Here is a 13,676-nt window from a genome sequence, read left to right on the forward strand (position 1 = left end):
CCCCCCCCCCCCCCCCCCCCCCCCCCCCCCCCCCCCCCCCCCCCCCCCCCCCCCGACTCCGGGGGAAGTCCACACGAGAATGATCGAGGAAGGTCGCCCCCCGCTTCGGGAAGGAACCCATGGAGCGCAAGACCCCGTCGGAGCCCACCACTACAGGATCCGTGGTGGCAGCCGCCTGTTTCGCCGCCGCGGTGCTGGCCACCGCACTGGTCGGAGGCGCGGCCGCAGCCGAATCCGGTGACATCTACGCCACTCTGGAACTCCCGGCCTGGGCTCCGCCCTCATGGCTGTTCAGCCCGGTGTGGATCGGGCTCTACGTCCTGATCGCCGTCGCGGGTTGGCTGGTGTGGCGGGCGGCCGGCGCCGACGGATCGGCGGTCTTCCTCACCCTGTACGCCACCCAACTGTTGCTGAACGCCGCTTGGACCCCGCTGTTCTTCGGGTTCGGTCTGATCGGCCTGGCACTGGTCGACATCTCGCTGTTGGCTGTGGTGGTGGCCCTCACCGCCTGGGCCGCGCGGCGGCACAGCACGGTGGCGGTGTGGCTGTTCGTCCCCTACCTGGTGTGGGTCCTGTTCGCCGCCGCGCTCACCCTCGCCATCCGACTGCTCAACTAGCGCTGGGTCGGCCCGTCGAGGGCGACGGGTGGGCCGAAGCGCCGGCGGAGGCCCTGAAAAGCACTACGGCCGGTGCCCCCGGAGGATCGGGGCACCGGCCGTGCACTCGTGTCTTCCGTGCCGTTCATCGGCACGGGTGGTCTCAGACGTTGTCGGGGTGCCCGATGGCCAGACCGCTGACCTGGTCGAAGAAGTGCAGCTGGCTGACGTCGACCGACAGGCTGATGACGCTGCCCGGCTTGACCTTGCTGCGCGGGCTCACACGGGCGGTGAACTGCGAGCGGTTGTCGCCCAGGGGCAGGGCGGCCTCGGCGCTGTCCTCGTCGTCGCCGGCGGCGTCCTTGGCCAGGGCGGTGGCGTCCTCGTGGCGCACCGGCGGGGCGTCGATACCGAAGATCACGTTGATCTCGGTGCCCAGCTCCTCGGTGACGTTCGCGGTGACCTCCAGGCGCGGGGCGTCGTTGCTCTCGAACTCGGCATCGCTGAAGTCCGAGGGACGGATGCCCAGGATCAGCGACCGGCCCAGGTACTCCTTCAGGCCCGGGCGGGCCTCCATGAGCGATTCGGAGACGGGCAGCTTGTGGTCGGCGAACACCAGCGCCGCGCCTTCGCCGTCACGCTCGAACTCGGCGTTGACGAAGTTCATCGAGGGGGAACCGATGAAGCCCGCCACGAACAGGTTGACGGGGGAGTCGAACAGACGCTTGGGGGTGTCGACCTGCTGGAGCCGGCCGTCGCGCAGCACCGCGACCCGGTCGCCGAGGGTCATCGCCTCGATCTGGTCGTGGGTGACGTACACGGTGGTGACACCGAGGCGCTCGTGGAGCTGGTTGAGGGAGGCGCGCATCTGCACGCGCAGCTTCGCGTCCAGGTTGGACAGCGGCTCGTCCATGAGGAAGGCGCGCGGCTCGCGCACGATGGCGCGACCCATGGCCACACGCTGGCGCTGACCACCGGAGAGGGCGCCCGGCTTGCGCTTGAGGTAGGGCTCCAGGCCGAGCATCTCGGCGGCGTCGGCGACACGGCGGGCGATCTCGGTCTTGGCGACCTTGCGCAGCTTCAGACCGAAGGCGAGGTTCTGCTCGACGCTCATGTGCGGGTAGAGCGCGTAGTTCTGGAAGACCATCGCGATGTCGCGGTCCTTCGGCGGGCGGTCGTTGACGATCTCGTCGCCGATGACCAGGGTGCCGGCGGAGATCTCCTCCAGGCCGGCGATCATGCGCAGCGCGGTGGACTTACCGCAACCGGAGGGGCCGACGAGCACCATGAACTCGCCGTCCTCGATCCGAAGGTTCAGGTCGTCGACGGCCTTGACGTCGCCGCCGTAGATCTTGTCCATGCCCTCAAGGACGATCTCCGCCATGGCATTCTCCTGCTCGGTGTGGCGTATCCAATGGTGCGGGGATCACGTGGCCGTTGACCCCCCGTGCCGGCCCGATGTTCGAAGTTGATCGAAGCGGGCCCTTTTGTTGATCACATCAGACAGGATCATGATCGGAATGTCTATAGGAAGCGTGGTTTCGATCCGATTGCGGTCATGTTCACACCATCCATGGTCCGCTGGCGTGTCGGCCCCAGGTGCGTTAGCCTGTCCGACGGTTCATCACTTACTCCCCCTCCCGTCACTCGAAACGGCGACCACGACACGGTGGCCGGCTTGAGACAACAGGTCGGGGAGTCTGGGTAACCTAACGACCAGTCCAGCACTGGACGGACCGGTTGTGCGGCCCCCGCTCGTCCGATTGGACGCTGCACCACGCGCCAGGTGCGGTTGGGATCGGATGAGGGCGGTGCATCGCGACCGGGCGGGGGGTTGGACCCGGAAAAGGCCCGAACATCCAGTAGACAACGGTCTTCCGAGCTCGCCGCCGACGGGACGGAGCCGGTCCGAAGGGTGGCTCGGGCCTTTTTCGCGTCCCCCCCAATATGCTGACCGCAGACCCTCGACGGCCAGCGGAAAGCGAGCACCCCACGTGGTTGCCGAGCAAACGGGATCGGGCACCGCCCCGAACCCCGACAGATCCTCACCGGACACCATCGCTCCGGAGAAGAGGACGGAGGCGACCACATGGTCCCCCCTGTCCCCGGGGTACCGCTGGGGACGTCTGGACCCGCTCTGGCGGGCCCTGGCCGCCGGAGGTTCCGGTCTGGCCCAACTCCTGGCGCTCCCGCCCTACGGCCTGTGGTGGCTCGGGCCGCTCAGCGCCGCTCTGCTCCTGCTCGCGGTCGGTGGCACGCGACCTCGTCGCGCCGCCTGGCTGGGACTCCTGGCCGGCGCCACCCTCATGGTCCCGCTGGTGAGCTGGCAGGACATCTTCGGTACCGACGTGTGGCTGGCCATCGCCGGCGCCGAGACCCTCTACTTCCTCCCCATGGCCATCGGTCTGGCCGTCGTCGCCCGACTGCCCTACTGGCCGCTGTGGACCGCCGCCCTGTGGGTGGCCCAGGAGGCCGTACGCGCCCGCTGGCCCCTCGGCGGCTTCCCTTGGGGCAAGCTCGCCTTCGCCCAGCCCGACACACCCTTCGTCGGCTACGCCGCCCTGGGCTCCTCGCCCCTGGTGACCTTCGCCGTCGCCCTCACCGGCGCCATGCTCGTGTGGACCGTCCTGCGCGCCGTGGTGGCTCGCGGCCGTGCCCGTGTCCTGCTGCCCGCCTTGGGGCTGGCCACGAGTGCGGTGATCGTCCTGGGCGGCCTGGTGGCCCCCGCCATCGGCCGTCCCGCTCCCGCCGACACCGTCAACGTCGGAATGGTCCAGGGCAACGTCCCCAATGTCGGTGAGATGTCCATCCTGGGCGAGCGCATGCAGGTACTGCGCAACCACGCCGACGGCGTCCACGAACTCGCCGACTCGGTCCGAGCCGGTGAGTACCCCGAACCCGACATGGTGGTGCTGCCGGAGAACGCCAGCGACATCGACCCCTTCCGCGACCCGGAGGCCGCCGAAATCATCGACGAGGCCGCCACCGACGTCGGCGTCCCCCTGCTGTGGGGCATGAGCCGCTTCAACGACGACGGCACCCGCCACGTGCAGAGCGTGGTGTGGGACGAGGAGACCGGGCCCGGCGAGCACTACGACAAGCGCTACCTCGTCCCGTTCGGCGAGTACGTCCCCTACCGCGACTTCTTCACACAGTTCGTCTCCCGGCTGGATCAGGTGAGCTCCGACGCCGTCCCCGGCGACGAACCCGGCGCCCTGGACATCGCCGGTACGACCCTGGCCGTGGGCATCTGCTTCGACGTGGCCTTCGATCCGCCCGTGCGCGACTCCGTGGCCGCCGGGGGTCAGATCATCGTGATCCCCACCAACAACGCCAACTACAACTTCACCGGCCAGACCGACCAGCAGTTGGCCATAACGCAACTGCGCGCCGTCGAACACGGCCGGCACGCCGTGGTGGTCTCCACCAGCGGTGTCAGCGCCATGATCGCACCGGACGGCACCGTGGACTACCGCTCGCCCGAGGCCGAGCCCGACATCCACGTCGCCGAACTCACCGCCATGGACGGGCCCACCGTCGCCACCCGCCTCGGAGCGCTCCCCGAAGCGCTCCTGTCCGCTCTGGGTCTGGGCGCCGTCATCGCCGCCACGGTGATCGCCCGCCGCGCCCGGTCCTGAACGTCCCACGGTGATGGGGACCCCGATCCGGGGAACCATTCACCCCGGGGGAACGTTCTTCTGGACAGGGAGACCAACGATCCCGGACCACGACCCTTGAGGATGGTTTCGCGATGCCGCTGCTGACGGTGCTGGCGTTGATGGCCCTGCCGTTTCTGGAAGTCTGGCTGATGATCGTCGTCGGTGGCCAGATCGGTGTGCCGTGGACCCTGGCCGCGCTGGTCTCGCTGATGATCCTGGGCGTGGCCGTGCTGCGCCACACCGGTCGCGCCTTCCGCGAGGTCGTCCAACAGGCCGACGAGGCCATGCGCACCGGGGAGCAGCCGCGCAAGGGGCTGCTGGACCCCCTCATGCTCATGGCCGGTGGAATCCTGCTCGTCGTCCCGGGCTTCCTCACCGCCGCCCTGGGCATCCTGATGGTCACCCCGGTGACCCGCCCGGCCCTGCGCTGGGTGTTCGCCGGCTGGGCCAGGCGTCGGATGGCCAAGACACAGGAGCGGATGCAGGAGGAGTTCGCCGCCCGAGGCGTCAACGTCCCCGGGCAGGGCGGCCCCTTCGGTCCGAACTTCACCCCGGGCGGGCCTTCGGGGAGGCCCGACCCGGGCACCGAGCGTCCGGCCCAGGGCGGTCGCGTCATCAAGGGCCACTTCGAGCCCGACGACAAGGACTGAACCCGCCCCACGAACCACCGAGGCCCGCCGCGGAACACCCACGGCGGGCCTCGTCATGTACTTCTTCGCCCTCCCATGGCATCGGTCCGCACCGGAACCGGGCAGCCTCCCCGAAGAGACCACGAGAGGCAGGGAACGGTGCGTCCACCCCACCCGAGAGGAGCGGGGGAGCGCGGCCGTTCTCACTCGGGTCGGATCCGACCGTGGAAGCGGCCCTGTAGGGTGCGGACCCGGTCGGCGAGGGACTCCACGGGACCGTCCACGGGCACTCCCGGGGCGACCTCGGTCACCGGCAGCGGGCGCACCGGACCGATGGGCAGGGCCCACTCCGTCAGCCACCCCGTCAGCTGTGCGGACGAACTCGCGTACACGATCCGGCCCAGCCCCACCCAGGCGTGCGCCGCCGAGCACATCGGGCAGTGCTCCCCGGACGTGTACACGGTCGCCGCCGCGCTCTCCTCGGGGGTCAGGTTCCGTGCCGCCCACCGGGCGATCGCGAACTCCGGGTGCTGCGTTCGGTCGCCCCCGGCGACGTGGTTGTGGTCCTCGAACAACACCTCGCCGGCGGCCGACACCAGGACGGAACCGAAGGGCTCGTCTCCCTTGTCCAGCGCCTCGGCGGCCAGTTCCACCGCGCGCTCCAGATGCCGCAGGTCGGTCTCGTTCACCATGTACGCCCCCGGAAAACCTCGTTGTCGGTGGATGCGAGCGAAGTTAGGTTGCTCGCATGGACATCAGCATCCGACCGTACAGCGCCGACGACCGCGAGGCCGTCGTGGCCCTCTCCCTGCGCGCCTGGGGGCCCGGTCACACCTCCATGGCCCAGGTTCTGGGGGAATCGCTCTACGGCAGACTCGTCGGTGACTGGCGCGCGACCCAGAGCCGGGACGTCCGGGCCGACCTGGACTCCGAGGAGGTCGGCGTGTGGGTGGCCGTGGTCCAGGACCGGGTCGCCGGGTTCGTCACCGTCAAACTCGACCACCAGGAGCGGTCCGGGGAGATCCACATGCTCGGGGTCGACCCCGAGCGGCAGGGCCGGGGCGTGGGGTCGGCCCTGACCGACTTCGCCACCGAGCACATGCGGGGCGAGGGCATGACGGTCGCGATGGTCGAGACCGGTGGCGACCACGGACACGCGGCGGCGCGCGCCACCTACGCCAAGGCCGGTTTCACCCCGTTGCCCATCGTCCGCTACTTCAAGAACATCTGATCGCGGCCGGCGGCCACCCCAGGGTGGCCGCCGGGGCCTCGGGGTCAGACTCCGACGGTCTCGCGGTCGGTGGCCAGGGCCTGGGAGATCTTCGCCGCCAGACGGGCCGAGGGCACATCGGTGTGCGGACGCCAGGCCAGGTCACCGAAGGCGCCCGAACCGGCCGGGACCGTCGCTGCGGTCGCCCGGTACAGGTACCGGAAGGTGAAGTGCCGGTGCCCGGGGCCGACGAGATCGTGAGAGCCCGGCACCGGGTTCAGGTCCAGGTCGAGCGGTAGGACGTCAGAGGCCTCCTCCACCTGATCGGCGGCCAGACCCGTCGCCTCCGCCAACCGTGCCCGCGCGGCCTCGTGCAGGGCCTCGTCGGTCTCGGTGATGGGGCCTCCCGGCAACACCCACGTCCCCCGGGTGTCCTCCCGTACCATCAGCACCCGCCAGCACGGGTCCAGGACCACGGCGCCCGCGGTCACGTGCCCGACACCGAACCCCTGGGGTGAGCCCGTCTCGTGGCCCTCGGCCAGAGATCTCATCAGGGGGGCGGCCGTGTCGACCTCCTTGGGGAAACGCTCCAGATAACCGTCCAGCACGGCGCGGATATGTGTGTTCGGGATGCTCAAAGTCGCTCCAGTCCTTCCATGCGCGTGGCGCGTCCAGGATGGCGGCTGGAGCGGTGGGTGAACAGTTCCCACGCTGATCAAAGGCCAGGTCAGGCATGGAAAAGGGCCCGCGACCGAACGGTCACGGGCCCTCGAAGCGATGGTCAGGAAGCCGGAGTGCGTTCCCGCGCGGCCTCGTCCTCCGCCGCGGCCTTCGCGTCGGCCGCGGCCTGAGACCTCACCATCATCCGATCGTCCACCACCCGGATCACCGTGATCGCCACGATCGCCACCCCGGCCACGGCCAACCCGGTGAGGACCTTGGCGGGGTCGCTCACGTCCAGATCGAAGAACCACCGGCCCCACGGCGTCACCATGGCCAACGTCAACAACCCCACCATGGAGCCGACCAGCGCGACCTTCCACCACACGTAGGGCTTGGCCACCAACAGCAGCACCCACAGCGTCGTCGCGCACAACGTGATCACCACGGCGGTGCGGTCGGAGGGATCGGGCACCGTGCGGCCGCCCAACACCAACAGGTACGTCGTCACCGCCGCGAACCCCGCCACCATCCCCGACGGGATCGCCAGGCGCAGCGTACGCAGCACGAATCCCGGTCGGACGATGTCGGTGTTGGGCGCCAAGGCAAGGAAGAACGAGGGGATACCGAACGTCACCGCGTTGATCAGGGTGGCGTGCCGGGGGAAGAAGGGGTAGGCCACCGCCAACAGACCCACGATGATCGCCAACGTCATCGTGTACACCGTCTTGGTCAGGAACAGGCTCGCCACCCGTTCGATGTTGCCGATCACTCGACGCCCCTCGGCCACCACCTTCGGCAGCACCGCGAACCGGTCGTCCAACAACACCAGTTGGGCCACCGAACGCGACGCCGGGCTGCCCGCGCCCATCGCCACCCCGATGTCGGCCTCCTTGAGCGCGAGCACGTCGTTGACGCCGTCACCGGTCATGGCCACCGTGTGCCCGCGGTCGCGCAGTCCGCGCACCATGTCCCGCTTGCGTTCTGGGCTCACCCGACCGAACGACGAAGCGGCCTCCACCTCGCGCGAGAGCGCCTCGGCGTCCTCGGGAAGGTCCCGCGCGTCCACCGGATGCTCGGCCCCCGGCAAGGAGAGTTCACGGCCAACGGCGCCCACAGAGGCGGCGTGGTCACCGGAGACGATCTTGACGTCCACACCCTGGTCGGCGAAGTAGTCCAGCGTCGGCCCGGCGTCCGCGCGCACCCGCTGATCCAGGATCACGAGAGCCACCGACCGCACGGTGCCCGGGGCGAGGTCGTCGTCGACCCGCACCGAGGCCCGGGCCAGCAGCAGCACCCGAAGTCCCTGGGCGCCCAACCGGGCGGCCTCGGCCGCGGCGGGGGAGGCCGCCGGGGCCAGAACGTCGGCCGCGCCCAGCACCCAGTGCTCCTCCCCGGCGGGGGTGAGCAGGCTCGCGCCGCTCCACTTGCGCGCGGAGGAGAACGGGGCCAGCGCCGTCACGGTCCACCCCGGGGCCGGCCGCCCCTGGGCGGTGAGGCCTTCGGCGATCGCGGCCATGCTGGGGTTGGGATCGGGGTCGGTGTCCGCCAGCGCCGCCAACACGAGGGTGGGAGCCGAACCGGACGGGCCGTCGGCCTCGGGGGCGCCGCCGCCCAGGTCGCGGATCTCGGCCAGCTTCATCCCGACCTCGGTCAACGTGCCCGTCTTGTCGGTGCACACCACGTCGACCCGGGCCAGCCCTTCGACCGCGGGCAGTTCCTGCACCAGACACTTGTGTCGACCCAGCCGGATCACACCGACGGCGAACGCGATGCTGGTGAGCAGGATGAGCCCCTCGGGGATCATGGACACCAACGCCGCCACCATGCTGCGCAGGGCGTCGGCCAGCGGTCCGGAGATCCCACCGCTGACGGGTTCGGCGTCCAGGGTGACGTGACCGCCCATGAACAGCTGGCTGTAGATCAGCAGGGCGCCGATCGGGAACAGCGCGAAGGTGATCCACCGCAGGATCAGGTCGATCCCCGAACGCAGCTCCGAATGCACCAGGGAGAACCGGCTCGCCTCCTCGGCCAGCCGCACGGCGTAGGCGTGGCGCCCCACCTTGGTCGCCCGGAACCGGCCCGTGCCCGCCACCACGAAGCTGCCCGACATCACCGTGTCGCCCGGCTGCTTGAGCACCGGGTCGGCCTCACCGGTCAGCAGCGACTCGTCGACCTCCAGCCCACCGGCCCAGGTCACCTCGCCGTCCACGACGATCTGGTCGCCGACTCCGACCTCCAGGACCTCGTCGAGGACGATCTCCTGGGTGGACACGCGGATCGTCGCCCCGTCGCGGACCACCCGAGGGCGGGCGGCGTTGACGATGGCGAGCTTGTCCAGGGTCCGTTTGGCCCGCAGCTCCTGGACGATGCCGATGAACGTGTTGATCACGATGACCAGGGCGAACAGGCCGTCCTGAACGGGACCGATCACCGCGATGATGGCGAACAGCACCGCGATCATCGCGTTGATGCGGGTGAAGACGTTGCCGCGGATGATCTGGCCGACACTGCGGCCGGCCCGGACCGGAACGTCGTTGGTCCGCCCGGTGGCCACGCGTTCGGCGACCTCCTGACGGGAGAGTCCGGACTCCGGCGGTGGCCCGGTCAGGCCGGGGGAGGGCCCCGGGTCGGTCACCGTGGAGGCCGGGCCCCGGCCGGTCCGGTCTGCTTCTTCGGGCACGCGTGGCTCCTGGTCGGACAAGGAAGGAGGAAGGGACCGCGGCGGCGTCGTCTGGGGCGCCCCCGTCCCAACGGTCCCTCTGTCAACAAGAACAAGCCTGGAAGCACCCAGAGTAGAAGAGTCCGAGTGGGAAAGCGCTAAAGTCGACCACCCGATCCCGGGGGGACGCACTCCACCCGGATGAGGGGATCGCGTGCTACCGGAGCCGCGAGGGGATCACCAACGGAGGTTTCCAGGGCCGTCCTGGAACCGACGACCTCAGGGGGATGGATGTGCACCGTCATCGTCGGGTTCGACCCGGACGCCACCACGCCGTTGGTCGTGGCCGCGTTGCGGGACGAGATGCGGGCGCGCCCTTGGGACGGGCCCGACCACCACTGGCCCGAGCGTCCCACGCTGATCGGCGGTCGTGATCGGCTCGCCGGCGGGACCTGGCTGGCCGTCGATCCCACCGGGCCGCGGACGGCGGCGCTCCTCAACGGGTGGCCCTGGGACGGTCGCATGCCCTGGGAGGGCGCCTACCCGGCGAGCCGAGGCGACCTGCCGTTGCGCGCGCTCGCACGCCAGGCGCGTGACCCGAGGGGCGTGCGTGACCCGTTGGAGGGGGAGGACCCGACCCGGTACGCGCCCTTCCACCTGCTGAACGCCGACGCGCGTCAGGCGACGCTGCGCAGCTGGGACGGGCGTTGTCTGGACACCCGCTTGTTGCCCACGGGGGTGACCACGATCGTCAACACGGGGCTGGATCCGGCCGATCCGCGCGCCGCCCGGCACACGCCGGAGTTCGCTCGGGCCCGCCCCGATCCCGACCTTGCCGCACCCGACACCCCCGTTACGGACACGGGCGGGGAGGCCGTCCGGCGGATCTGGGGGGAATGGCCGGAGCTGATCACCGAGGCCGCCCACGCCAAGCCGAGGACACCCGGTGTGGGGCCGGACCAGGGCGACCCGTCGGGGCTCGTCGCCCACGCGGACCTGGGCGACGGCCAGGTATGGGGGACCGGATCGGTCACCCTGCTGGCCTTGGCCCGGGACGGGGTGCGGTACGCCTTCACCGACGATCCGGCGCGGCCGGAGGCCTGGCGGATGGTCCCGACCTGACATCGGGCACGTCCGCGGCGCGGACCCCGTCGGAGCTCCACCCGGTCAGAGGACCAGGAAGAACCCCGCCACCGTGACGGTCACGGTCACGAAAGCGATGATCGCGAGCAGGGCGTTGGACCGAAAACGCTGGTCATCGCCGGTCTTGAAGGGGGTGAAAGTGTCTTCCATGGCCGTATTATGCCCTATCCCAAGAAGACCGGTCACGTTCCGTCGCGGAACCACAGGTGACGCTTCGCAGGCCCGTGGTGGTCGACCGATCGCGGGACGTCATGCCCGGGTCGACGGGTAGGAGAATCTTTCTCGTAGAAGTTTTCCGAAAGCGCGTCATAGGTGAGGTGCGGGAGAGTCTCCTCTGAGACAGCAGTCAACGCCGATCACTTCTCGAGGAACAAGCCATGATGAGCGCCCGCCCCGTCTCCGCTTCCGCCCTGCGTCCCATGGGCGACCCCGCCGAACTGGTGGGACAGTGGGTTCGGGTGTACGACGACGGCACCGTCGGCCTGCTCCTGGCCGCCGACAACAGCTGCTGGAGCATGCGCACCCCCACCGGGATCCGCTCCGGGACGGGACGTCTGGCCGCCGAGCCGGTGACCGAGCGGTCTCGGGCCAAGCCGGTCCGCAGGCGACTGCGCGTGATGATGGACGACCCCGGGTTCCCGGCCTCGGAGGACCTCGACCTCCTCGACCTGCAACTGGCGGCCCACCCCTAGGGTTTCCAGGGTTTCGCCCCGGCCCGGGACCGCCCCCAGGCCGGCCCTGATTCCGGCCGCCGGGCGCGGGCGGCCGGAGGGGCTGTGAGCCATGACCTAAGGCTCGCGTAAACCGTCGGTGTGGACGAGGCGTCTTTCTGTGAGACGGTCCGAACGGCCGTCGCGGCGCGAGCCGACAGGTTGGGGGTGTCTATGGCCGACCGTGGTGGTCACTATCTGGAGTCGGGTGCGTACTGGTTGCTGTACGTCGTCTCCGTCAGCGGGGCACTGCTGCACTGGCGATTGGGGAACGAGGTCCTCGCCGCGGCCTGCGGCGCCACCGCCGTCCTGAGCGCTCTCCTCATCGGTCGCGGATCCTTTCCCTTCGCCGCCCATCCGCGGTGAGGGCCGAGGTATTCCCCTGTGGTCTGCGGTGATGATCACCCGCGGACCCACCCGATATCGGTGCTTTCGTCGCGGGCACGTGCGGATAGTCTGCCCTCATGCGTTCATGGTCTGTGCCTGACATCGTCCCTCTGCCGGGTACCGGCGGCCCCCTGCGTATCCACGACACCGCGAGCGGGCGGATACGGACGACCGCACCGGGTCCCACCGCGGGTGTGTACGCCTGCGGGATCACCCCCTACGACGCCGCTCATCTGGGCCATGCCTTCACGTACCTGACGTTCGACCTGGTCAACCGGGTCTGGCGGGACGCCGGGCACGACGTGAACTACGTCCAGAACACCACCGACATCGACGATCCGCTCCTGGAGCGCGCCGAGGCCACCGGAATGGACTGGCAGGACCTCGCCCACCGCGAGATCGACGTCTTCCGCGAGGACATGGCCGCTCTGTCGATCATTCCGCCGACCTCCTATGTCGGTGTGGTGGAATCGGTCGACCTCATCAGTGAACTCGCCGTGCGCATCCGGGAGAGCGGCGCCGCCTACGAAATCGACGGCGACCTGTACTTCTCCGTCGCGAAGGCGTCCGAGTTCGGTGAGATCGGCAACCTGGACCGCGCGGAGATGCTGGAGCTGTTCGGGCAGCGCGGCGGTGACCCGCAGCGCTCCGACAAGAAGGACCCCCTCGACTGGTTGCTGTGGAAGGCCGAGCGTCCCGGCGAACCCGCCTGGGACAGCCCGTTGGGCCGCGGCCGACCCGGTTGGCACATCGAGTGCAGCGCCATCGCCCTGGACCGGCTGGGCCCGGGCTTCGACATCAACGGCGGCGGCAACGACCTGATCTTCCCGCACCACGAGATGGGCGCGGCCGAGACCCGCTGCGTCACCGGCGGCCCCAACGCCCACAACCACCTGCACGTGGGCATGGTCGGCCTGAACGGCGAGAAGATGTCCAAGTCGTTGGGCAACCTCGTGTTCGTCTCCAAGCTGCGGAAGCAGGGCGTGGACCCGGCCGTCATCCGCCTGGCCATGCTCGGCCACCACTACCGCGCCGCGTGGGATTGGACCGATGTCGAACTGCCCGTCGCCACCGAACGCGCCGAGCGCTGGCGGTCCGCCTTCGCCCTGAGCGCGGCCCCCGACGCCGCCCCCGTGCTCGCCGCGGTGCGTGCCGCCTTGGCCGAAGACCTGGACTCGCCGTCGGCCCTGGCCGCGGTGGACACCTGGGCCACCGCCGCACTGACCGAGGGAGGCACCGACACCGGCGCCCCCGCTTTGGTGCGCGCCACCGTCGACACCCTCCTGGGCGTCAAGCTCTGATCCGGTCCGTGCCCGCCGCCACGGCGGGCACGGGGACTCGGTCTCGGCCGCTGGACCTCAGGACGCGGAGTCGCTCGGAAAACGTGGCCCCGGGGGCTGCTCGGGCAGCAACCGCACCACCGGGACGCCGTGGTGGTGGTCGGCGCTCAGCCGTTCGTACAGGTGCGGGTCCCCGTCGACGTCGTGCCCCAGGGCCCGCATGAGCGCATCGACCGCCTCCGGGTGCTTCTGCGCCTGGTGCGTCAGCACCCGACCCGACTCCCGTGCCGGCAGCGGCACCGCGGTGCCGCGCCGTCGTTCCCGCCCCACCTGGAACAACACCCGCGGCTCGCGCAGGATGTTGCGGAACCACTGCGCACGGTCCCCGAACCCCGAGGCCACCAGGATCGCCCCGGTCACGGTGTTGGTGTCCAGGACCTCCAAGACCGCCTGCCGGGGTTCGCCGGTGGTCCGGCCCCGGTGGGTGAGCAGGACGAAATGGTCGCCCAACAGGTCGCCCAGCCCGAGCCGGTACAGCCAGATCGGGGTGCGCAGTAGGGACCGCCCCAGAGGGGTGTCGGGTGGTGACGGCTCGTGCGCCGGTAGCGGATGGGTCATGGAACCTCCTGTGCCGGGGGTCGGAACGGCCCGATGGTAGTGAGGCGTGGACGTCGTGGCACGGATGCCACGCCGGCGGCGGGACCTCGCCGACGCTATGACGACAAGGATCCAAGTTCGAT

14 protein-coding genes are annotated in these 13,676 nt (G+C 70.2%); 8 read left to right on the forward strand and 6 right to left on the reverse strand.

Going from position 1 to position 13,676, the window contains the following annotated elements:
• Window positions 1-119 precede the first annotated feature (119 nt).
• Window positions 120-617, forward strand: coding sequence for a TspO/MBR family protein (locus tag BQ8420_RS11475; RefSeq protein ID WP_087098200.1), 498 nt, complete (start codon window positions 120-122; stop codon window positions 615-617).
• Window positions 618-759: 142 nt separating this feature from the next.
• Here BQ8420_RS11475 and BQ8420_RS11480 read toward each other — a convergent pair whose 3' ends face one another.
• The gene (locus tag BQ8420_RS11480) at window positions 760-1,980 is read right to left on the reverse strand and encodes an ABC transporter ATP-binding protein (RefSeq protein ID WP_087098202.1); all 1,221 of its coding nucleotides are present in this window, start codon (window positions 1,978-1,980) and stop codon (window positions 760-762) included.
• Between the two features lie 610 nt (window positions 1,981-2,590).
• Here BQ8420_RS11480 and lnt point away from each other — a divergent pair.
• Entirely contained in the window at window positions 2,591-4,234 is a 1,644-nt protein-coding gene (lnt, locus tag BQ8420_RS11485) for an apolipoprotein N-acyltransferase (protein ID WP_087098204.1), read from the forward strand.
• Window positions 4,235-4,347: 113 nt separating this feature from the next.
• Window positions 4,348-4,905, forward strand: a complete 558-nt coding sequence (locus tag BQ8420_RS11490) for an FxsA family protein (protein ID WP_087098206.1) — start codon at window positions 4,348-4,350, stop codon at window positions 4,903-4,905.
• 182 nt (window positions 4,906-5,087) lie between these two features.
• Here BQ8420_RS11490 and BQ8420_RS11495 read toward each other — a convergent pair whose 3' ends face one another.
• Window positions 5,088-5,576 (reverse strand): nucleoside deaminase, encoded by a 489-nt coding sequence (locus BQ8420_RS11495; protein WP_087098208.1) that lies wholly within the window; start codon window positions 5,574-5,576, stop codon window positions 5,088-5,090.
• 56 nt (window positions 5,577-5,632) lie between these two features.
• Between BQ8420_RS11495 and BQ8420_RS11500 the strand changes: the two genes are divergently transcribed.
• Window positions 5,633-6,115: a GNAT family N-acetyltransferase gene (locus BQ8420_RS11500; protein WP_087098210.1), complete on the forward strand. Its 483-nt coding sequence runs from the start codon at window positions 5,633-5,635 to the stop codon at window positions 6,113-6,115.
• Between the two features lie 44 nt (window positions 6,116-6,159).
• Here the strand turns inward: BQ8420_RS11500 and BQ8420_RS11505 are convergent, their stop codons facing one another.
• Together BQ8420_RS11505 and BQ8420_RS11510 are read right to left on the reverse strand one after the other, a co-directional pair.
• Window positions 6,160-6,732, reverse strand: coding sequence for an NUDIX domain-containing protein (locus BQ8420_RS11505; protein WP_087098212.1), 573 nt, complete (start codon window positions 6,730-6,732; stop codon window positions 6,160-6,162).
• Between the two features lie 143 nt (window positions 6,733-6,875).
• Window positions 6,876-9,437 (reverse strand): HAD-IC family P-type ATPase, encoded by a 2,562-nt coding sequence (locus tag BQ8420_RS11510; protein WP_087098214.1) that lies wholly within the window; start codon window positions 9,435-9,437, stop codon window positions 6,876-6,878.
• A 270-nt stretch (window positions 9,438-9,707) separates the two neighbouring features.
• Between BQ8420_RS11510 and BQ8420_RS11515 the strand changes: the two genes are divergently transcribed.
• On the forward strand, window positions 9,708-10,538 hold the full coding sequence (locus tag BQ8420_RS11515; protein WP_087098216.1) for an NRDE family protein: 831 nt from the start codon (window positions 9,708-9,710) through the stop codon (window positions 10,536-10,538).
• A gap of 45 nt (window positions 10,539-10,583) precedes the next feature.
• On the opposite strand, the gene BQ8420_RS33015 is transcribed toward BQ8420_RS11515, so the two are convergent.
• The gene (locus BQ8420_RS33015) at window positions 10,584-10,709 is read right to left on the reverse strand and encodes a hypothetical protein (protein WP_255404864.1); all 126 of its coding nucleotides are present in this window, start codon (window positions 10,707-10,709) and stop codon (window positions 10,584-10,586) included.
• 227 nt (window positions 10,710-10,936) lie between these two features.
• Between BQ8420_RS33015 and BQ8420_RS11520 the strand changes: the two genes are divergently transcribed.
• From BQ8420_RS11520 to mshC, 3 genes are all read left to right on the forward strand, one after another.
• Entirely contained in the window at window positions 10,937-11,251 is a 315-nt protein-coding gene (locus BQ8420_RS11520; RefSeq protein ID WP_087098218.1) for a hypothetical protein, read from the forward strand.
• A 192-nt stretch (window positions 11,252-11,443) separates the two neighbouring features.
• Window positions 11,444-11,635, forward strand: a complete 192-nt coding sequence (locus BQ8420_RS11525; protein WP_087098220.1) for a hypothetical protein — start codon at window positions 11,444-11,446, stop codon at window positions 11,633-11,635.
• Window positions 11,636-11,733: 98 nt separating this feature from the next.
• The gene (gene mshC, locus BQ8420_RS11530; protein ID WP_087098222.1) at window positions 11,734-12,957 is read left to right on the forward strand and encodes a cysteine--1-D-myo-inosityl 2-amino-2-deoxy-alpha-D-glucopyranoside ligase; all 1,224 of its coding nucleotides are present in this window, start codon (window positions 11,734-11,736) and stop codon (window positions 12,955-12,957) included.
• A gap of 57 nt (window positions 12,958-13,014) precedes the next feature.
• Here mshC and BQ8420_RS11535 read toward each other — a convergent pair whose 3' ends face one another.
• Window positions 13,015-13,554 carry a nitroreductase family deazaflavin-dependent oxidoreductase gene (locus BQ8420_RS11535; protein WP_087098224.1) on the reverse strand — a complete coding sequence of 180 codons (540 nt, stop codon included), beginning with the start codon at window positions 13,552-13,554 and terminating at the stop codon, window positions 13,015-13,017.
• Window positions 13,555-13,676: the final 122 nt, after the last annotated feature.

This window comes from Nocardiopsis sp. JB363 (assembly GCF_900143625.1).
In the GTDB taxonomy this organism is placed as follows: Bacteria; Actinomycetota; Actinomycetes; order Streptosporangiales; family Streptosporangiaceae; genus Nocardiopsis.

Bases quoted from the DNA above. Each gene is read 5' to 3' on its own strand.
- BQ8420_RS11475 (WP_087098200.1), top strand. From the start codon at position 120: ATGGAGCGCAAGACCCCGTCGGAGCCCACCACTACAGGATCCGTGGTG.
- BQ8420_RS11480 (WP_087098202.1), bottom strand. From the start codon at position 1,980: ATGGCGGAGATCGTCCTTGAGGGCATGGACAAGATCTACGGCGGCGAC.
- BQ8420_RS11490 (WP_087098206.1), top strand. From the start codon at position 4,348: ATGCCGCTGCTGACGGTGCTGGCGTTGATGGCCCTGCCGTTTCTGGAA.
- BQ8420_RS11495 (WP_087098208.1), bottom strand. From the start codon at position 5,576: ATGGTGAACGAGACCGACCTGCGGCATCTGGAGCGCGCGGTGGAACTG.
- BQ8420_RS11500 (WP_087098210.1), top strand. From the start codon at position 5,633: ATGGACATCAGCATCCGACCGTACAGCGCCGACGACCGCGAGGCCGTC.
- BQ8420_RS11515 (WP_087098216.1), top strand. From the start codon at position 9,708: ATGTGCACCGTCATCGTCGGGTTCGACCCGGACGCCACCACGCCGTTG.
- BQ8420_RS33015 (WP_255404864.1), bottom strand. From the start codon at position 10,709: ATGGAAGACACTTTCACCCCCTTCAAGACCGGCGATGACCAGCGTTTT.
- BQ8420_RS11520 (WP_087098218.1), top strand. From the start codon at position 10,937: ATGATGAGCGCCCGCCCCGTCTCCGCTTCCGCCCTGCGTCCCATGGGC.
- BQ8420_RS11525 (WP_087098220.1), top strand. From the start codon at position 11,444: ATGGCCGACCGTGGTGGTCACTATCTGGAGTCGGGTGCGTACTGGTTG.
- mshC (WP_087098222.1), top strand. From the start codon at position 11,734: ATGCGTTCATGGTCTGTGCCTGACATCGTCCCTCTGCCGGGTACCGGC.
- BQ8420_RS11535 (WP_087098224.1), bottom strand. From the start codon at position 13,554: ATGACCCATCCGCTACCGGCGCACGAGCCGTCACCACCCGACACCCCT.